This is a genomic window from Psychrobacillus sp. NEAU-3TGS, assembly GCF_029955155.1.
Taxonomy (GTDB): Bacteria; Bacillota; Bacilli; order Bacillales_A; family Planococcaceae; genus Psychrobacillus.
In genome coordinates, this window is record NZ_JAPNOZ010000004.1 from 349,764 (window position 1) to 369,360 (window position 19,597).

Here is a 19,597-nt window from a genome sequence, read left to right on the forward strand (position 1 = left end):
GATAAAGAATGATTAATTTTCAAGATTTAAATGGTATACAAGTAGAACTTTCCTTTGAAAAAGGTCTACTTCCTATTAAGCCGATGCATGTATTAGTAATAGCAAAATATAAAGGAAAGTGGCTTTTAACGAAACATCCAATTCGAGGTATTGAGTTTCCTGGCGGTAAAGTGGAGGAAAATGAATCATTAAAGGAAGCAGCAATACGTGAAGTATTAGAGGAAACAAATGTAGAAATAGACAATCTTGAATGGTTTGCCGAATATATGGTGCATGAGAAAAATCCCTTTTGTAAGGCGGTATTTATAGCAAACATAGGGTATATTCATGAAGAGAGAGCTAATTATGAAACAGATGGCGCAATGTGGTTGACGATGGATGAACTTTCCGGCTCCGAAAATTTGAGCTTTCATATGCAAGATCAGGGTATGCAAGCAATGTTAGAGAAGGTGAAAATGTATGAAGGAAAATGGAACGATTGAAAAGATGAGAAAATATCCTTCTCCAAATCCACATATCGATTTAACTGAAATTACATACTGGTCTTGTGGGTTGCGAGTGAAAGGAATGCTTGCGTCCCCGAAAAGAGAAGGAACGTATGATGGGATATTGTATTTGCGGGGAGGTATGCAAAGTATTGGTATGGTAAGACCTGCTCGAATCGCCCAGATCGCTTCAGAAGGTTTTACTGTTTTTGCACCTTACTATCGCGGAAATCGTGGCGGCGAGGGAAGGGACGAGTTTGCAGGTGAGGATCGATTGGATGCTGTTTATGCAGTAGATATATTAAAGCAATTTTGCATTTCGTCTAGAATTCATATCTTCGCTTTCTCTCGTGGCGGTATTATGGCGCTATGGACTGCCATTTTACGAAATGATATAACTTCGATTGTCACATGGGCAGGAGTATCCGATATTTATCTAACCTACGAGGAACGCTTGGATATGCGAAGAATGATGAAAAGGGTGATAGGTGGTACTCCAACAAATAAAACAGAAGCTTATGAGGAGCGCGATGCCTTACTTAAAATAGCTGAAATACAAGCTTCCACACTGATCATTCATGGGAAAATGGATATTAATGTTTCCCAACAGCATGCAGAAATGTTAGAAAAAGAACTTATAGGGAATAACAAAATAGTAGAAACATGGTACTTTCCTGAATTCACCCACTATTTTCCGAGCAAAGTAAATCGTCAAGTGGTGAAGGATGCATGCGCATGGATGAAAAAACAGAGAGGAGTTAGAAATTGGGAAATGTCATTGTAAACACCGAATCAATGAGTATTGAAGGTAAGTCATCATTTGCAATGGATACGAGTTTTTGGGAGGATCTTTGGGATAACTATACGAATACTTTTCAGGATGTAGTGATTCACTGCTGGAAAGAAGAAGAGGAAATAATTGAAGAATTGAGACCGAAAGCGATTTCTATTTTAAATGAAGGGCTTATCAAAATCATCACAGTTAATTTAAATGATGAAAATCATACCTATTTTAGAAATAACTCCATCGATCCAAAAGGCGGGTTAAAATGGTTCATGATGTTCTTCAACAAAGACGGTGATGAACGATTAGAAATAGGTCATTACGGATCAGAAGTTATTTTATACAAAGTAGATGAGGAAAATGCGGAGAAGTTCATTTCCTTATTCAATTCATCAGCTACAACCCATTTTTATGATGAAAATGCAGATTAATAAAAGAGGATGTCACCATATAAATGGGACATCCTCTTTTTGATTATTATGCTAATGGTCCGCCTTTAAGGGCAATATCTTCTGATACTGTACCGAATTTTTTGAAGTTTTTGCGGAAAGCTTGTGCTAGTTCTGCTGCTTTCACGTCATATGCTTCTTTGTCTTCCCATGCATTACGTGGAATTAACACTTCTGCTGGTACTCCTTCGATTTCAGTAGGAATTTCTAGACCAAACACTTCATCTGTCGTAGTTTCTACATTTCGTAACTTGTTGTTGATTGCTGCACGTACCATTGTACGTGTATAAGCTAGTTTCATACGGCTACCAACACCATATTCTCCACCAGTCCATCCTGTATTTACAAGGAACACTTGTGCACCATGCTCATCAATTTTCTTTCCAAGCATTTCTGCATATACAGTAGCGTGTAATGGCAAGAAAGGAGAACCAAAGCAAGTAGAGAATGCTGGTTGTGGAGATGTAATTCCACGTTCAGTTCCTGCTAATTTAGAAGTAAACCCACTTAAAAAGTGATACATTGCTTGTTCTTTAGTTAACTTACTGATTGGAGGTAGTACGCCAAATGCATCAGCAGTTAAGAAAACAATTGTATTTGGATGACCAGCTACTGATGGGTCTACAATGTTATCGATATTTTGAATTTGATATGCTGCGCGCGTATTTTCTGTTAATGAATCATCTGCATAGTTCGCCACGCGAGTTTCTGGATCTACTACTACGTTCTCTAAAACTGTTCCGAATGTAATAGCGTCAAAGATTTGCGGTTCGTTTTCACGAGTAAGGTCGATACATTTTGCATAGCAGCCACCTTCGATATTAAACACGCCATTATCTGACCAACCGTGCTCATCATCACCGATTAATTTACGTCCTGCATCTGCAGAAAGTGTTGTTTTCCCTGTTCCAGATAAACCGAAGAATAATGCAACATCCCCAGCTTCTCCAACATTTGCTGAACAATGCATAGGAAAAATGTTTTGTTCTGGCAACAAATAGTTCATAATAGAGAAGATAGATTTTTTCATTTCACCTGCATATTCAGTTCCACCGATTAATACAATACGCTTTTCCATAGAAACGATGATGAATGTTTCTGATTTTGTTCCATCAATCGCTGGATCTGCTTTGAAGTTAGGTGCACTTACAATTGTGAAATCTGCCTGATGATTTACAAGCTCTTCTTCGGTAGGACGGATAAATAATTGGTGGGCAAATAAATTATGCCATGCAAATTCATTAATCACTTGGATGCCAAGACGGGATTCTTTATCTGCTCCTGCAAATCCTTTAAATACGAATAATTCTTCTTGTTCTTTTAAGTAGTTCGTTACTTTTTTATATAGTGCTTCAAAAATTACTGGAGAGATAGGTTGGTTTACGGAACCCCAATCGATTTTGTCTTTAGAGATAGGCTCTTCTACGATATACTTATCTTCTGGGGAACGGCCTGTGTATTTACCTGTTTCTGCTTTTACAGCACCTGTTGAGGTTAAAACAGCTTCTCCTCTACAAGTTGCTTTTTCCACAAGTTGCGGCACTGATAATTGTACGCTAATATTATTTCCAGCTAGCAATTCGTTCAGTTCACTCACCGTATCGATTGAATTCATATTGTATTTACCATCCTTTTTTCGTTTTTCCTCCTTGTTTGGAGGAGTATTTACTTGATATGTGAATTAGTATAACACATTTAACTTAATAGTCTACACTAATTGAATGTTTATTTTCATTTTAAATAATTACGGTATTTTTTGTTGACTTTTGTCTGGTGTTTCCGTATGATGATAAATTGAACGGATACTCTTATCCCGAGCTGGTGGAGGGGTCAGGCCCTATGAAACCCGGCAACCTGTAATTTTTTCTAGTATTACAAAGGTGCCCAACCTGAGACAAGGTGTGATTCCTTGATTGATAAGAGTGAAAGGTGCTTATGAAATGAATGCCTTTCCTCATGTAAATTACGTGAGTGAAAGGCTTTTTTATATTACATCGCCCTTTATCCTTGTGTGCCAAGTCCGAAACGGCTTCAAGTTTAATCCATTTGAAATGGCTTGACATGGGAATGAGTACCGTATCAATTCTTGAGAGAAATCTCGCAGGATATAGGAGGAATATTCTATGACACAACGCCGATTATTTACATCGGAATCAGTTACAGAAGGGCATCCAGATAAAATTTGTGACCAAATTTCGGATGCTATTTTAGATGCAATTTTAACAGAAGATCCAAATGCACGTGTTGCTTGTGAAACAAGTGTAACAACTGGACTTGTTTTAGTTGCAGGAGAAATTACAACGTCTACTTATGTAGATATCCCAAAAGTAGTACGTTCTACTATTAAAGAAATAGGTTATACTCGTGCAAAATACGGATTTGACTCAGAAACTTCTGCAGTGTTGACTGCAATTGACGAGCAGTCGGTTGATATTGCAATGGGTGTTGACCAAGCGTTAGAAGCTCGTGAAGGATCAATGACTGATTCAGATATCGAAGCAATTGGAGCAGGGGACCAAGGTCTTATGTTTGGTTATGCATGTAACGAAACACCGGAACTTATGCCACTTCCAATCAGTTTAGCGCACAAGTTGTCACGTCGTTTAGCAGAAGTGCGTAAAGATGACACATTAGACTATTTACGCCCAGATGGTAAAACGCAAGTGACAGTGGAATATGATGAAAATAATAATCCAGTTCGTATCGACACGATTGTTATTTCTACTCAACATCATCCAGAAGTAACGTTAGAACAAATTCAAAAAGATTTAAAAGAAGTAGTGATCAATCCAATTGTTCCTGCTCATTTAATCGATGAAAATACAAAATACTTTATCAACCCAACTGGTCGTTTTGTAATCGGTGGTCCTCAAGGGGATGCTGGTTTAACAGGTCGTAAAATTATCGTTGATACGTACGGTGGATATGCTCGTCACGGCGGAGGGGCTTTCTCTGGTAAAGATCCGACGAAAGTAGACCGTTCTGCTGCATATGCTGCTCGCTATGTTGCAAAAAATGTTGTCGCTGCAGGACTTGCAGATCGTTGTGAAGTTCAATTAGCTTATGCGATTGGTGTAGCACAGCCTGTATCTATTGCTGTCGATACATTTGGAACAGGTAAAGTAGAAGAGGCACAATTAGTAGCGTATATTCGTGAATTATTCGACCTTCGTCCAGCAGGAATTATTAAAATGCTAGACCTTCGTCGTCCAATCTACAAACAAACTGCTGCTTATGGTCACTTCGGTCGTACAGACATCGATGCACCATGGGAAAAAACAGATAAAGCAGATGCTTTAAAAGAAAAAGCTGGCCTATAATAATTAAAAGCGATACTTTCCTTGTTATTTAGGGAAGTATCGCTTTTTTATTGTTTAGGAATTCATAAAGGATTTAGATATGTGGATAACTTGAATCAAGTCGCATAAGGAATGGCATGTTTTAATTTAATTGTGGTTTAGGGAAACTCGCGGTAAAGATTTTAAGATGTTCGCCATGATTTCCGCTCCAGGAGGACGCTTTCCGTGGGGCGAGCGGTGAGCCTCCTCCTCCGCTAACGCTACGTGCGGGATCTCACCTGTCTCGCTAATCCCACAGGAGTCGCCGCCTTGCACTCCAATCAATAGAACCTACTAATAATCACTATAAAGTATGTCTTATTCAATTAACCATAGGTTTTCTCCCTATAGAAAAAACAATGTAGTACTAGATCTAGTGCATTATTTCTTAGTAATTAGCAAACTCTACTGGATTGTAGCGAAAGGGTGGCGACTCCAGCGGGAACAGCACGAGCTGAAAGCCCCGCAGGAGCGTGAGCGACGAGGAGATTGAAGCCGTGCCCGCGGAAAGCGTCCACCCTGTAGCGAAAATCACGGCGGATACCTAATAAAGCCTTACCGCCCAGTTTCCCTATTATGTGCGTTATTTCGATTTTATCGCTCCCATGAGCTAAATTGGCCAGAGACAGGTACTTTAGCACGGTGCACTTCGCTTTCCGTTGGCGAGCGCATGCTGCACTTATGTAGCTGCAGATTAAAAAATCTAAAAGTTAAGAGTAACTATACTCAATATTCTTCCCTAAAAGAGAGAGGCTGTTAGTGGCTATACTTAGCCCCCCTAAAAATTCTTTCTGTCATAGTATTAATCGACGAGCAGTTCATTTGAGCATTTCTTATTCCTGTAATGATTTATAATACTGTCCTTTTTCAACATATTCATGAATGATTCTCTGTACATCTGCTTTATCGGCATCATTTAGCTCTCTCACCACTTTTGCGGGATTTCCAAATGCCAATGAGTTAGGTGGGATTTTCTTTCCTGGAGGTACGAGACTTCCTGCTCCTATAAATGCACCTTCTCCGATTTCTGCGCCGTCTAAAATAATAGACCCCATTCCAACTAATGCGCCTTTACGAATGATACAGCTATGTAATGTTGCCTGATGGCCTATCGTTACCTCATCCTCAATAATAAGTGGCTTATTTGGGCTTTGATGAAGGCAACTTAAATCTTGAATACTTACTTTACGTCCAATAATCGTAGGAGCAACGTCCCCTCGAATTACCGTATTGAACCAAATTGTAGACTCCGGACCGATTGTCACATCGCCTGTTATTGTGACATAATCAGCTATAAAAGCAGTTTCATCTATCGATGGAATTTTGTCTTTATATGGATAAATCAATAAATACACACCCTTTATAAAAATAGAATATAATTAATCGTATCAAACAAATGCAAAAAATGAAACAAAACAGAAAGGTGTGCTGTTCATGTGGAAATGGGAAGCAGAAGAAAAACCAAAGGCAGTAATCGTCCTCGTGCATAGTGCATATGAACACCATCGAAGATATGCTTGGCTAATTGAAAAACTAAGAAGCTCCAATTGTCATATCGTTATGGGAGATTTACCTGGTCATGGGGAACTAAAAAAAGCAAAAGGGCTACATGATGAGCCTTTTGAATTGTATAAAGACTATATAAAACAGGCACTTCAAGTTGCAGTAACATATGATCTGCCAATCTTTTTAATGGGGCACGGACTAGGTGCAACATTATTAGTGAAAGTGATGCGCAAACTAGAAATAGAATATGCTGGGGTAATTTTAACATCTCCCTGGCTCCAATTAAAAAAAATGCCCTCTAAATGGACAAATGCGCTAGCTAAATTATCCGTACCTCAAAAGATTAACCATGATCTTCAGTTAAATGAATTAACAAGAAATTACGATGTGTATCGTCAATTTGTGGAAGACCAATCATATCGTACGCTTGTTTCAAATGACTGGTATAAGGAACTGCAAATATTGATGAAAAGCGTTGTTCAAGCAGAAGAATCTATCCCAAATGTTCCGGTATTATTGATGACAGGGGAACGGGATAAAATTACAGATACTCAAACAACGATTAGCTGGTTAAAAAAGCAAACTCTTTCCGAATATCAGTTTAAAGAATGGAAAAATTGTTTTCATGATTTGCATCAGGAACCGGAACGAGAAGAAATTTTTGCCTATTCCGATTCTTTTATAAATAATGTGCTAAGATCCATTGGCTATATTGTTTGACGGTATCATTTAGGTGTAAAATAAGTCGTAGTTATAAAAAGGAGGAAGTTCCAATTGAATCTTACATACCAAGGAAAAACAAAAGATGTTTATAAGCTGGACAACGGAGATGTTTTGTTAAAGTTTAAAGATGATGTAACTGGAGAAAATGGCGTATTTGATCCGGGTGCAAATACAGTAGGACTAACAATAGAAGGCGCTGGTAAAGCTGGACTTCGTATGACTACATACTTCTTTGAAAAGTTAATGGAAAAAGAAATACCTACTCATTTTATTGATTCGAATATCGAGGAATCTACCATGACTGTAAAAGAAGCAAAAGTGTTTGGGAAAGGACTTGAGGTTATTTGTCGCTTTAAAGCTGTAGGCAGCTTTCTACGCAGATACGGGGCATATTGTGAAGAAGGACAACCTCTCGATGCATTTGTCGAAGTAACGATTAAAGACGACGATCGTCAGGATCCTCCCATTTCTAAACAAGCACTTTCGATGCTTTCCATCTTGTCAGAGGAAGAGTATGAAACGTTACAAACTTTAACGCAACAAATTTCTCAATTTGTGAAAGAAGATTTAGCGACAAAAGGGCTAGAATTATATGATATTAAACTCGAATTTGGTAGAGATGCTAAAACAAATGAAATAATTTTAATTGATGAGATTTCTGGCGGCAATATGCGTGTTTATAAAGACGGCCAATATATTGAACCGTTGGCATTAGAAGCATTGTTATTCTCTTAAATAAGAAAGAATCCTTTATTCCTTAAGAATAAGGGATTTTTTGTGTTATAATCAAACCGTAGATATAGAGATTTAAAAGGAGAAATATATGCAAAAACAACATATTATTCGAAATATTATTGTAGAAACTCCATCAAAACCAGGTAATTTTGCTAAAGTTGCCACTGCGATCGGTTTAGGAGAAGGAGATATTGGTGACATTACTACTTTAAAAAGTGGTGCATTGACGACGCTACGCGATATTACGATTACATGTAAATCGATTGAACAACTAGATCAAGTAATTGCAAATATTGAAGAGATCGGAAACGGCGTGAAAATTCATGCGGTAACAGATGATGTACTGAACGCACATGAAGGCGGAAAAATTGCAATGAAGAGTAGATTAGATGTACGCTCACTTGGAGATTTACAACGAATCTATACACCCGGGGTCGCAAGTGTGTGTATGGAAATTTACAACCATCCGGAAAAAGCTAACTATTTCACATCGATTGGAAACTCTGTTGCAATCGTAACAGATGGTACAGCGATTTTAGGTCTAGGTAATATTGGTCCAGTTGCAGGTATGCCAGTAATGGAAGGGAAAGCTGTATTATTAGATCAATTCGTTGGATTAAGTGGCATTCCGATTTTATTGAACACAAGCGATCCGGATGAAATAGTAGAAACAGTGAAGCATATACATAAAGGTTTTGGAGCGATATTACTGGAAGACATCGGTTCTCCTCATTGCTTTGAAATTGAAGAAAGACTAAAAGAAGAGATTCCAATTCCTGTGATGCATGACGATCAGCATGGAACGGCGGTAGTTGCTTTAGCGGCTATATTATCTGCATGCAAAGCTACAAATGTAGATGTGAAAAAAGCGAAAATCGGTCAAATTGGTCTGGGTGCGGCTGGCCTTGCGATTTGCCGTATGTTAATGGCTTATGGTGTAGAAGACGTTTATGGGCTTGATCGTCAAGAAGAAGCACAAAATCGTCTATTAAAGCACGGAGGGAAAACAATTGGCTCTCTTGAGGAAATGATGCAGACTTGTGATATTATCGTTGCGACAACGGGAGTTTCTGGCTTGATCAAACCTGAAATGGTTCGAAAAGGACAAATCATTTTAGCACTTTCCAATCCAAACCCGGAAATACTTCCATCAGAAGCAATCGCAGCAGGAGCAGCTTTTGCAGCAGACGGACGTTCTGTAAACAACGTAATCGGTTTTCCAGGCATATTCAAAGGAGCATTGGACGCTGGAGCATCAGCTATTACTTATCCAATGCTAATAGCTGCAGCACAAGCAATTGTCGCTCACACAAAACCAGGCGAATTAATACCAAACCCACTCGATCCAACTGTACATCAATTAGTTGCAAGAGCAGTGGAAGAAGCAGCAAACTAAAAATAATATCCAAAATAAAAGAAGTTTTCGGTTAAGATGCCGAAATCTTCTTTTTAAATTCTTCTGAATAATCGGTTGCTTCCATCAAAGCTTTCTCTTCTAGTGGAATGCGTACCGAAAGCATCGCTAGATTTAAAAGCGTAAAGCAAATAGCGGTAAAATATGCTTGGAACATTAAAGGTAATAACGCTATTTCAATACATACGACCACGTAATTGGGATGTCTAATGAATAAATATGGACCAGATTTTACGACGTTGGCACCAGGTAAGATCATGATTTTCGTGTTCCAAAATGTCCCTAAAGAGGTTAAGCACCAAATTCGAAGTGCCTGAACAAATAAAAAGATTAACATAAACAATGGGAACAATGGTGAAATACGTTGGTTTAAAAACACGACTTCTGCAATCAAACAAACAAAAAAACTTACATGCAGTGCAATCATATAAGGATAATGAGAGGCGCCAACTTCATATGCTCCGCGTGCAAGCATCTTCTTTTCGTTTCGTTTGGCGATCAAAACTTCTATAATTCTTTGAGCGATTACTAGGCATATGATGATCCAAAATAACAAACTAATCCCCCCAATTTAGTAATATTGCTTCTCCACAAAATCCAGGACCTAGCGCTACAAGTAAACCAATCGCTTCTTTTTTATTTTCGTTTTGCATGAATCGCTCTAATACATATAAGACGGTAGGTGAAGACATATTACCATGTGTTCTTAATACGTCCCGTGAAATTGATGTTTGGTCTTCCGTCAGATGAAGTGTATCCTCATATGCTTTTAGTACTTTTTTTCCTCCGGGATGCGCCACAAAATAGTCGAGTTGTTCTTTTGCCAGTTGTTGTTCTTTAAAAAACTCATTGATGAATGGTCCAAGCCAACTAGAAATAATAGACGGGATACTCTTGGAGAATACAACATGTAAACCACTATTCTTAATATCCCAACCCATCACATTTTCGGAGTCAGGCATCCATTTGGAAGCTGTATTAATAATGTGAGGAACGGGTCTTTTTGTAGAAACATTCGCTTCATCCCCACATACTAATACACAAGCTGCACCATCCGCAAAAAGAGAAGCTCCTATTAAATTGCTTTTCGAAAAATCATTTGGTTGGAAGGTAAGACTACAAAGCTCTACACAAACAACAAGTACTTTTTCAGTTGGATGGGCTTTGCAATAATCAAATGCTCGGCTAACTCCTGCAGCTCCGCCAGCACAACCTAGTCCCCATAACGGGATTCGTTTCATGCGATCAGAAAAAGGAAGATGGTTCATCACACGAGCATCAATACTCGGAGTAGAGATTCCAGTCGTACTGACAAATATAATGGCATCAATTTCTTTTGGATCCATCGTATTTTGTAAAAAAACTGTGTTTTGAAGGCAAGCCTGAATAACTTCTATACTATATTTTGTTGCTAAATCTATATATATATCATTACGTTCTTCAAATGTATGATCTGTTCGATGCCACTCTAGAGGTACACAAAAATTGCGGGTTTCGATATCGCCATTCTCAAATACTTTTAATAATCGATCCAGCTGTGCGATTTTGTCTTGGAATAGTTCCTTTGTTAGTTGTTCAATATTAGTTTGGTCTAACGTATAGGGAGGTTTATATGTACTTATAGAGGCGATTTTAGGCATGTAGTTACTCCTTTTTACTAAGTACTATACCCATATTTTTGTTAGATATGCATAAAGGTGGTTGAAGTGTTACTTAAAATATATAAAACTTTCTTTCATTGAAAATCTTTTAAAAGATGCCCTTTGAATGCGTGATGCAAAGAAACCCGAGCTATTCAGAATAGGTCGGGTTTCTTTGTTAAAGTGTTAGCTCATCTTCATCTTTTCAATTGCAAGTATAAACGGCGGGTCATTTTGTTGATTGACAAATTGGTACGAAAGTACATGGGCGTACGATTGTGGTAATTGCTGTACGAAAGCCATAAGTGTGTCTTTTTCCTCTTTACCACCTTCATGCCCATGATAAACGACTAAAACGATCAGCCCGCCAACTTTTAGTAAATGTAATAGAGATTCGATTGCTTGGATGGTTGAAGCTCCTCTTGTCACGATTTCATGATTACTACCAGGTAAATAACCTAAGTTAAAAATGGCTGCAGATACTTGTCCAGACACATATTTTGCTACATTTTCATGTCCATCATGAATTAACGAAACTTGTTTACTCAAGTTAGCTTGTTCTAACTTTTCCGCAGTTGATTCAATAGCTCCTTTTTGCACATCGAAGGCATATACATGCCCATTTTCTCCTACTAAATCCGCAAGAAATAATGTATCGTGACCATTTCCAGCAGTTGCATCTACTACCGAATCACCTTTTTCCACAACATTTGCTAGTAATTCTTTTGCAAATGGTAAAACTCTTTTTAAAATCATTGTAAAACACCAGTCTTTTCATAAAATTTCCCTTGATAACTATCCCTTTTTGCGAGTTCCGCATCTATGCCGTTTAATACATCCCATTTATTGACGCTCCACATTGGGCCAATCATTAAGTCGATTGGTCCATCACCTGTAATACGTTGGACAACCATTTCAGGTGGAATCACTTCTAATTGGTCGGCAACGAGCTGAATATATGCATCTCGTTCCATAAATTCTAGCTTTCCTTTTTCATATTGCTTCACCATTGGAGTCCCTTTTAATAAATGTAGTAGATGGATCTTAATACCTTGTACATCTAGGTTAGCCACTTCACGGGCAGTTTCCATCATCATTTCTCTGTCTTCTAAGGGAAGTCCATTAATAATATGGGTGCAAATTCTAATGTCGTGTTTGCGTAATTTGTTGACTCCTTCTATATAAGTGGGGTAATCATGCGCGCGATTCACTAAATTTGCTGTTCTTTCATGTACTGTTTGAAGTCCTAGCTCTATCCATAAATAAGTTCGTTCATTTAACTCGGCTAAATACTCGACTACATCATCTGGTAAGCAGTCGGGTCTAGTTGCGATGGAGATCCCAACGACACCTTCTAATGCTAAAGCAGCTTCGAATTTTTCTTTTAGTACTGGAAGTGGGGCATGTGTATTTGTATAGGCTTGAAAATAGGCAATGTATTTTCCTTTTTTCCACTTTTCATGCATTTTGGCTTTTATTTTTTCAAATTGGACGGGGATTGGATCGACTTTATCTCCCGCGAAATCACCGCTACCAGCAACACTACAAAAAGTGCAGCCACCAAAAGCCACTGTACCGTCTCTATTTGGGCAGTCAAAGCCAGCGTCGAGTGCGACTTTGAAAATTTTCTGATCAAATTTGTCTCGTAAATATCGATTCCATGTATAATACCTTTTTCCGTCAGATGGAAAAGGAAAGTTGTTTTCGTTCATGCAATTTCACTCCTTAACATGCCTATTTTATCATGTCTTTGTGTAGTTTGTTGTATCTATCTTGAAGTAACTTATAAAAAAGCATACAATAGTCTAGCGTACGAGGAAATGAGGTGTTTTGTATGCCAAAAGCTGTATGGCTTTTAATCATCGGAATGTTTGTAAATACGATGGGAAATTCCTTTTTATGGCCTTTACATACGATCTATATGCATGATTATTTGGGGCAGTCGCTGTCGATGGCTGGTTTTGTTCTCATGATTAATGCTGGGACAGGTGTGGTAGGTAATTTACTTGGAGGGTATTTATTCGACCGCATTGGTGGATATAAATCGATTATGCTAGGAATTATATTGTCAATGATTGCTTTAGTATTGCTGACACTTTGGCATGGATGGCCAGAATATATATGGTTTGTTGCAATTTTAGGTTTTAGTGGGGGAATTATTTTCCCGAGTATGTATGCAATGGTTGGAAGTGTTTGGCCTGAAGGTGGAAGGAAGGCGTTTAATGCCATTTATTTGGCGCAAAATGTGGGAGTTGCACTTGGTCCGGCGATTGCTGGTATTGTAGCGGACCACAATATAAACAACATATTCATGGCAAATCTGCTGACCTATGTATTATTTTTAGCAATTGTATGGTTTTTTTATCGGAAATTAGTTGTTACCACGAATAGACATACCTCGGTGTTGAACGAGAAAAAAGAAATAAAACAAAAAGCACCTTTTTACGCTATGATGATTGTAACGATTGGGTATATGCTGACATGGATTGTATACGTGCAGTGGACATCTACTATTTCAACGCATGTGTTAGATTTAGGTATATCATTAAAACAATATAGTTTGCTATGGTCGATCAATGGTGCGCTTATTATTGTGGCGCAACCGCTGATTAAACCAATTATTAGCCGATTAGAGCATAAAATAAAAGCGCAACTTATCATCGGGATTGTTATTTTCATGGGTTCTTTTGTTGTTGTTGCTTTTGCAGAGAGTTATGCGATGTTTATCACAGCGATGGTTATCCTAACCATTGGTGAAATATTCGTATGTCCTGCTGTACCAACACTTGCTGGTCAGTTAGCACCAAAAGGAAGAGAAGGGTTTTATCAAGGGATCGTCAATAGTATGGCAACCATTGGTCGAATGATTGGCCCTTTTATAGGTGGAATACTTGTAGAAGCTTATGGAACACCAATGATGATACTAATCCTAACGAGTTTGATGATTTTTGCAATTGCAACGAGTTTGCTATATGATTTACCACTTAAAAAACGCACCGTTTGATGAAAATCAAACGGTTTTTTTCTGAAATGAAATTGATTAATATGCTAATCTTTGAGAATATTAAAGAAAAGCTGTTTCCAAGGGGGGACTGCAATGGAAACTTTTTTAAGAAACTTATCTACATCTGTGCTTGCGGAAATATTAGAAAATGCATTTCAGTGGTTTGTAGTGGTGGACGAGCTTTCTAACATTATTTATATTAATGAAGAATATTGCCGTTTCTTAGAGGTGGAAAGGAAAGAGGCAATTGGAAAGCCGGTTGCTGAAGTAATAGAAAATACTAAAATGCATGAAGTTATTAAGACAGGGATAGCACATATTGCCTCACCTCACTATATTAAAGGGACGTATATGCTTGCAAATCGAGTACCACTTGTTGTTGAAGGGAAAATTGTTGGTGCTTTTGGCAGCGTTATATTTAGAGATATGTCTGATTGGAAAAAGCTAAGTTCTCATGTTCGAACAACGATGGAGCGTATTCAATTAAATATGGAGGATAATAGCTATAAAGAGTACCATCTAGGAGATATAAAAGGCACTTCAGCGGCAGTGCGAAAAATAAAAGAAACGATCGAAATAATTGCTCCGAGTGATATACCAGTTTTAATAGAAGGGGAAAGTGGGACTGGAAAAGAGATTTTTGCACACAGTATACATCAGCTTTCTGAACGATCCAATGAGCAGTTTGTTAAAGTAAACTGTGCGGCGGTTCCGCCTGAATTGCTGGAGGAAGAATTATTCGGAAAGTATGATTTGGCAACTGGTAAACTTAGTAGAGGAAGATATAAGCAAGCGGATAAAGGGACCTTGTTCATAGATGAAATTAGTGCGTTACCTCTGACGCTACAGGCAAAGCTCCTACGTGCATTACAAGATGGCATGGTTTTTACAACACATGGTGAGAAAGAAGAACAAGTAAATGTTCGCATACTAGCATCTTCGAATGTATCACTAGCAAATCTTGTGGAGGAAAAGAAATTTAGAGAGGACCTATTTTATCGGATTCAAGCTGTAACCTTACAAATACCGCCTTTAAGGGAGCGGTTGGAGGACCTAGATGAGCTGTTAAACTACTTTTTACAAAAGTTTGTCGTGCAGGCTGGACGCCGGAAAATTGTGTTGGCAACAAAAACGAGAGAATTTCTTCAATCTTATCATTGGCCAGGGAATGTTCGTGAGTTGCAAAATGTGCTTCAAGCAGCTGTATACCTTGCTGAAAATGACGTTATCGGGCCTTCTGCACTGCCCATACAAGTAAAGAAGCGAAATGCTTTGTCGTTTAACATGAATGGAAAACTAGAAGATATTTTAATTGAAGTTGAAAGACGCGTCATTCAAGATTTACTTGAAAAGCAATCCAACAAAGCGATGATTGCAAAACAATTAGGAATAAGCAGATCGACGCTTTATGAAAAAATAAAAAAATATAACTTATGACCTAAATCCGATTTATTGGACACTTGTCCTAAAAATCGGATTTTTTATATTGGATGAAATGATCTTTATAGTGCATTATCACAAGAAAGTATCCAGTAATTCGGATTTTAAGGGTGTTTCATAGACTTAAAATTGTCACAATAGCTATTGCTAGAATATTCCGATTCTGCTTTAATTACATATGAAAGCGTTTTAAATTGACTCGGCAGTCGTCTTTCACTTCTACAAGTGGTGGGATGAATGCTAGCATTTATTAAAACGGAGATAGACCAAAATCATGCTGATTCAATTTTAGCCTCAGGCGGATGTCACAGATTTTGATGGGAGTTAATTGCGAGGCCATAATTCAAAATCTGGATATAATTACTCCGAGGCGTAGTTGATTAGGGTGTTAAAAATGTAAGGGGGAGTTCATATGAAGCCGATTTATTCTTCTGCAGAAGAAGCGGTAATGGAAATTCAAGATGGAGCAACACTAATGGTAGGGGGATTTGGTTTAGTAGGAATACCAGAACAGCTGATTCTTGCCCTAGTGAAAAAAGGCGTAAAGGATTTAACGGTTATTTCAAATAACTGTGGAATCGATGAATGGGGACTTGGATTATTATTAAATAATAAACAAATAAAAAAATGATAGGTTCATATGTTGGTGAAAATAAAGAATTTGAACGTCAAGTGCTTTCTGGTGAAATTGAAGTTGAACTAACTCCGCAAGGAACTCTTGCTGAAAAAATACGTGCAGGTGGTGCAGGTATACCAGCATTTTTCACTCCAGCCGGTGTTGGAACAACAATTGCTGAGGGGAAAGAGATTCGCGTATACGATGGAAAAGAATATGTACTAGAAGAAGCTTTAAAAGCAGACTTTTCTCTTATTCGAGCAGCGAAAGCAGATAAATTCGGAAACTTAATCTATAACAAAACCGCACAAAACTTCAATCCAATGATGGCTGCTGCGGGCAAAATTACGATTGCTGAGGTAGAAGAAATTGTAGAGACAGGTGACTTAGATCCTGCTCAAATCCATACACCAAGTATTTATGTTCAAGGATTATTCCAAGCAACACAAGAAAAAAGAATCGAACGTTTAACAACACGCTCATAAGAATAAAGGAGGAGACTCAGTTGAATACACGTGAAATAATTGCTAGAAGAGCAGAAAAAGAAATAGAAGATGGTAACTATGTCAATTTGGGAATAGGGATTCCTACTCTAGTAGCGAACTACATCTCTCCTAATAAAACAGTTGTTTTACAATCGGAAAATGGATTACTTGGTATTGGACCATATCCTACCGAACAGGAAGTAGATCCTGATCTCATCAATGCCGGAAAAGAAACTGTAACGACTATTCCTGGTTCTTCATTTTTTTCAAGTGCGGAATCGTTTGCGATGATACGTGGCGGCCATGTAGATGTGGCGATTTTAGGGGGAATGGAGGTATCTGAAAAAGGAGATCTCGCAAATTGGATGATTCCTGGAAAGATGATTAAAGGAATGGGAGGCGCAATGGATTTAGTCCATGGTGCTAAAAAAACAATTGTAATTATGGATCATGTAGCGAAGGATGGTTCTGCAAAAATTAAAAAAGAATGCTCTCTACCATTAACAGGAAAAGGAGTAGTCGACAAAATTATTACAGAGCGTGCCATGATAGAAGTAACGCCTGAAGGACTTGAACTAAAAGAAGTATTCGAGGGGTTCAGTGTACAAGATATCATTGATTCTACAGAAGCAACTTTGATCGTGAATAATGTAAAGGAAAACGTACAAATTAGTTAATTTAATAAATATCACTTAGTAAAATAAACATTTGGGGGAAATGTTCATGGAATTATTAAGTATGATTGGACTTATTGGGGGATTAGTTCTACTTATTATTTTGACTATGAAGGGTGTAAATATCTTAATAGCCGGTCCGATATCGGCATTGTTAGTGGCATTGACTAGTGGCATGCCATTATTTGCACAATTGGCAGATGAAGGGGAAGCCAATTTTGTAACAAGTTATATGACAGGGTTTACTGGCTTTATAATGTCTTGGTACTTAATGTTCCTACTAGGAGCCGTGTTCGGTAAGGTAATGGAGGATAGCGGGGCAGCAGACTCTGTGTCCAAATGGATTGTTGATAAATTAGGGATGAAGTATGCAGTACTAGCAATCGTAATTGCCTGTGCAATTCTTACATATGGAGGCGTAAGTCTGTTTGTAGTTGCGTTCTCTGTATATCCTATGGCCATTTCATTGTTTAAGCAAGCAGACTTACCGCGTCGTTTTATTCCAGCAACGTTAGCATTGGGATCCGTAACATTTACGATGACATCTGCGGGTTCTCCTGAAATCCAAAACTGGATTCCAATAGAGTTTTTAGGGACGAATGCATATGCGGGATGGGAAGTAAGTATTATCGTAGCGGCATTCATGGCGATTTTTGGATATTGGTGGTTGAGCCGTATTATTAAGAAAGCGGTTAGTAAAGGGGAAAGATTTATAGACCGTGAATCTGATCCGACATTTGATACGACAAGAAGTTTACCAAATCCTTTTTTAGCAATGCTTCCATTAGTGGTTGTATTAGCGATCTCATTTATTTTCCATGATAAATTGGCACAATCTGCACTAATAATCGCTCTACTGGGTGGAGTTATCGCCACTTATATTGTCGGAAGAAAATATTCCAAAAATTTCTGGGAAGCATTTTCAGCTGGTACTGTTGGTGCGCTTATTGCAATTGGTAATACAGCTGCGGTTGTTGGTTTCGGCGGGGTTGCAAAAAATGTCCCTGCATTTACAACAGCAGTGGAAGCTATGACCAACATTCCGGGATCACCTTTAATCGGAGCTGCAATTGCAGTATCTGTGATTGCTGGTATGACTGGTTCATCATCCGGCGGACAATCAATCGCCTTACCATTATTAGCACCACATTACATGGATATGGGGGTAAATGCAGAGGCGTTACACCGAGTAGTCGCTATTTCATCAGGTGCACTAGATTCATTGCCGCATAATGGATATGTTGTAACTACGATTCAATCAATCTGTGGAGAAAAGCATAGTGCAGCATATTGGGCTGTAGGAGCAACAACTGTCGTAGTGCCGGCACTAGGAACTGCTTTGGCAATTATCTTGTTTTCACTAGGCTTAGGTATTTAAGTTTTTAAATCTTAAGAGTATAAGTAATTAGTTTTGGAGGTAAGATAAATGGTAAAAGATAGAGTACTACTCATCACCGGAGCGGCACAAGGTATAGGATTTGAAATAGCACGTGAATTTTATGAAGCAGGTGCGAAGGTAGTTTTAACGGATATTAATGAAGAAAAAGTAAAAGAAGCTGCATCATCACTTGGTGCAGATGTTCTTAGCATTAAATGTGATGTTACAAATGAAGAGGAAATTATACAATCTATTAATAGAACGGTAGAAGAGTTTGGTCGTATCGATATTTTGATCAATAATGCCGGAATGCAGCATGTTGCAATGCTAGAAGATTTTCCGACAGAGCGTTTTGAATTACTAGTAAAAATTATGTTAACCGCTCCATTTGTGGCGATTAAGCATGTACTTCCACATATGCGTAAAGAAGGCTTTGGGAGAATTATTAATATGGCATCCATCAATGGCTTAATCGGCTTTGCAGGTAAAGCAGCCTACAATTCTGCCAAGCATGGTGTTATTGGTTTAACGAAAGTTGCTGCATTAGAAACAGCTGCTGATGGAATAACGGTTAATGCAATTTGTCCAGGATATGCGGATACACTTCTAGTGCGCAATCAATTTGAGGATCTTGCAAAAACACGTAATATTCCAGTGGAAGCGGTACTAGAAGAAGTTTTATATCCTTTAGTTCCGCAGAAACGTTTGCTAGATGTAAAAGAAATTGCTGACTTGGCATTATTTTTATCAAGTGATTCTGCAAAAGGGATGACAGGCCAAGCCGTTGTTTTAGATGGTGGATACACAACGCAATAAAAACTTGCTATTTCTTGCTATTTCCTCTAAAATACGAAGTAATAGCAAGACTTGGATAAGGATCAGTAAATAGCGTGTGTTTTTTTAGAGAGCTAACGGTTGGTGAAAGT

General features: G+C 38.2%; 18 protein-coding genes, 1 pseudogene, 1 riboswitch and 1 other annotated feature (1 of these 21 running past the window's edge). Of the genes and pseudogenes, 13 read left to right on the forward strand and 6 right to left on the reverse strand.

What is annotated here, in order from left to right; translation table 11 throughout:
* Positions 1–8: 8 nt before the first annotated feature.
* From OR571_RS02765 to OR571_RS02775, 3 genes are read left to right on the forward strand one after another with little or no spacing between them, the layout of a single operon-like run.
* Positions 9–482: an NUDIX domain-containing protein gene (locus tag OR571_RS02765; protein ID WP_282241318.1), complete on the forward strand. Its 474-nt coding sequence runs from the start codon at positions 9–11 to the stop codon at positions 480–482.
* Entirely contained in the window at positions 460–1,269 is an 810-nt protein-coding gene (locus OR571_RS02770) for an alpha/beta hydrolase family protein (RefSeq protein ID WP_282241319.1), read from the forward strand. Before OR571_RS02765 ends, OR571_RS02770 begins: the two co-directional genes overlap by 23 nt.
* On the forward strand, positions 1,251–1,700 hold the full coding sequence (locus tag OR571_RS02775) for a hypothetical protein (protein WP_282241320.1): 450 nt from the start codon (positions 1,251–1,253) through the stop codon (positions 1,698–1,700). The genes OR571_RS02770 and OR571_RS02775 overlap by 19 nt, the downstream gene beginning before the upstream one ends.
* Positions 1,701–1,746: 46 nt before the next feature.
* On the opposite strand, the gene pckA is transcribed toward OR571_RS02775, so the two are convergent.
* On the reverse strand, positions 1,747–3,333 hold the full coding sequence (gene pckA, locus OR571_RS02780) for a phosphoenolpyruvate carboxykinase (ATP) (protein WP_282241321.1): 1,587 nt from the start codon (positions 3,331–3,333) through the stop codon (positions 1,747–1,749).
* A 190-nt stretch (positions 3,334–3,523) separates the two neighbouring features.
* Positions 3,524–3,641: riboswitch (SAM riboswitch) on the forward strand.
* 200 nt (positions 3,642–3,841) lie between these two features.
* On the opposite strand from pckA, the gene metK reads away from it, so the two are divergent.
* A complete protein-coding gene (gene metK, locus OR571_RS02785) occupies positions 3,842–5,038 on the forward strand; it encodes a methionine adenosyltransferase (RefSeq protein ID WP_282241322.1) in 1,197 nt (398 codons plus the stop codon).
* 851 nt (positions 5,039–5,889) lie between these two features.
* Here the strand turns inward: metK and OR571_RS02790 are convergent.
* Positions 5,890–6,402 (reverse strand): gamma carbonic anhydrase, encoded by a 513-nt coding sequence (locus OR571_RS02790; RefSeq protein WP_142538857.1) that lies wholly within the window; start codon positions 6,400–6,402, stop codon positions 5,890–5,892.
* Between the two features lie 88 nt (positions 6,403–6,490).
* On the opposite strand from OR571_RS02790, the gene OR571_RS02795 reads away from it, so the two are divergent.
* From OR571_RS02795 to OR571_RS02805, 3 genes are all read left to right on the forward strand, one after another.
* Positions 6,491–7,282 carry an alpha/beta hydrolase gene (locus OR571_RS02795; RefSeq protein WP_282241323.1) on the forward strand — a complete coding sequence of 264 codons (792 nt, stop codon included), beginning with the start codon at positions 6,491–6,493 and terminating at the stop codon, positions 7,280–7,282.
* A gap of 54 nt (positions 7,283–7,336) precedes the next feature.
* Positions 7,337–8,020, forward strand: coding sequence for a phosphoribosylaminoimidazolesuccinocarboxamide synthase (locus OR571_RS02800; protein WP_282241324.1), 684 nt, complete (start codon positions 7,337–7,339; stop codon positions 8,018–8,020).
* An 88-nt stretch (positions 8,021–8,108) separates the two neighbouring features.
* Positions 8,109–9,416, forward strand: coding sequence for an NAD-dependent malic enzyme (locus OR571_RS02805; protein WP_282241325.1), 1,308 nt, complete (start codon positions 8,109–8,111; stop codon positions 9,414–9,416).
* A 31-nt stretch (positions 9,417–9,447) separates the two neighbouring features.
* Here the strand turns inward: OR571_RS02805 and OR571_RS02810 are convergent, their stop codons facing one another.
* The 4 genes from OR571_RS02810 to mnmL all read right to left on the reverse strand — a co-directional run bounded on the left by OR571_RS02810 (position 9,448) and on the right by mnmL (position 12,786).
* A complete protein-coding gene (locus OR571_RS02810) occupies positions 9,448–9,990 on the reverse strand; it encodes an isoprenylcysteine carboxyl methyltransferase family protein (RefSeq protein ID WP_282241326.1) in 543 nt (180 codons plus the stop codon).
* A gap of 1 nt (position 9,991) precedes the next feature.
* On the reverse strand, positions 9,992–11,074 hold the full coding sequence (locus OR571_RS02815) for a type III polyketide synthase (RefSeq protein ID WP_282241327.1): 1,083 nt from the start codon (positions 11,072–11,074) through the stop codon (positions 9,992–9,994).
* Between the two features lie 186 nt (positions 11,075–11,260).
* Positions 11,261–11,830 (reverse strand): tRNA 5-(aminomethyl)-2-thiouridylate-methyltransferase MnmM, encoded by a 570-nt coding sequence (mnmM, locus tag OR571_RS02820; protein ID WP_282241328.1) that lies wholly within the window; start codon positions 11,828–11,830, stop codon positions 11,261–11,263.
* Positions 11,827–12,786: a tRNA modification radical SAM protein MnmL/YtqA gene (gene mnmL / locus OR571_RS02825; protein WP_282241329.1), complete on the reverse strand. Its 960-nt coding sequence runs from the start codon at positions 12,784–12,786 to the stop codon at positions 11,827–11,829. Before mnmL ends, mnmM begins: the two co-directional genes overlap by 4 nt.
* Positions 12,787–12,908: 122 nt before the next feature.
* Between mnmL and OR571_RS02830 the strand changes: the two genes are divergently transcribed.
* From OR571_RS02830 to OR571_RS02855, 6 genes and pseudogenes are all read left to right on the forward strand, one after another.
* Complete coding sequence (locus tag OR571_RS02830) at positions 12,909–14,078, forward strand: MDR family MFS transporter (protein ID WP_282241330.1); 1,170 nt, start codon at positions 12,909–12,911, stop codon at positions 14,076–14,078.
* Positions 14,079–14,171: 93 nt separating this feature from the next.
* Positions 14,172–15,515, forward strand: a complete 1,344-nt coding sequence (locus tag OR571_RS02835) for a sigma-54 interaction domain-containing protein (RefSeq protein ID WP_282241331.1) — start codon at positions 14,172–14,174, stop codon at positions 15,513–15,515.
* A gap of 415 nt (positions 15,516–15,930) precedes the next feature.
* Positions 15,931–16,619 (forward strand): annotated as a pseudogene (locus tag OR571_RS02840) (CoA transferase subunit A).
* Between the two features lie 20 nt (positions 16,620–16,639).
* Complete coding sequence (locus OR571_RS02845; RefSeq protein ID WP_282241332.1) at positions 16,640–17,296, forward strand: 3-oxoacid CoA-transferase subunit B; 657 nt, start codon at positions 16,640–16,642, stop codon at positions 17,294–17,296.
* 46 nt (positions 17,297–17,342) lie between these two features.
* On the forward strand, positions 17,343–18,671 hold the full coding sequence (locus tag OR571_RS02850; protein ID WP_282241333.1) for a GntP family permease: 1,329 nt from the start codon (positions 17,343–17,345) through the stop codon (positions 18,669–18,671).
* Positions 18,672–18,719: 48 nt separating this feature from the next.
* Entirely contained in the window at positions 18,720–19,487 is a 768-nt protein-coding gene (locus OR571_RS02855; protein WP_282241335.1) for a 3-hydroxybutyrate dehydrogenase, read from the forward strand.
* A gap of 43 nt (positions 19,488–19,530) precedes the next feature.
* Positions 19,531–19,597, forward strand: a binding site (T-box leader) (it continues 145 nt past the right edge of the window).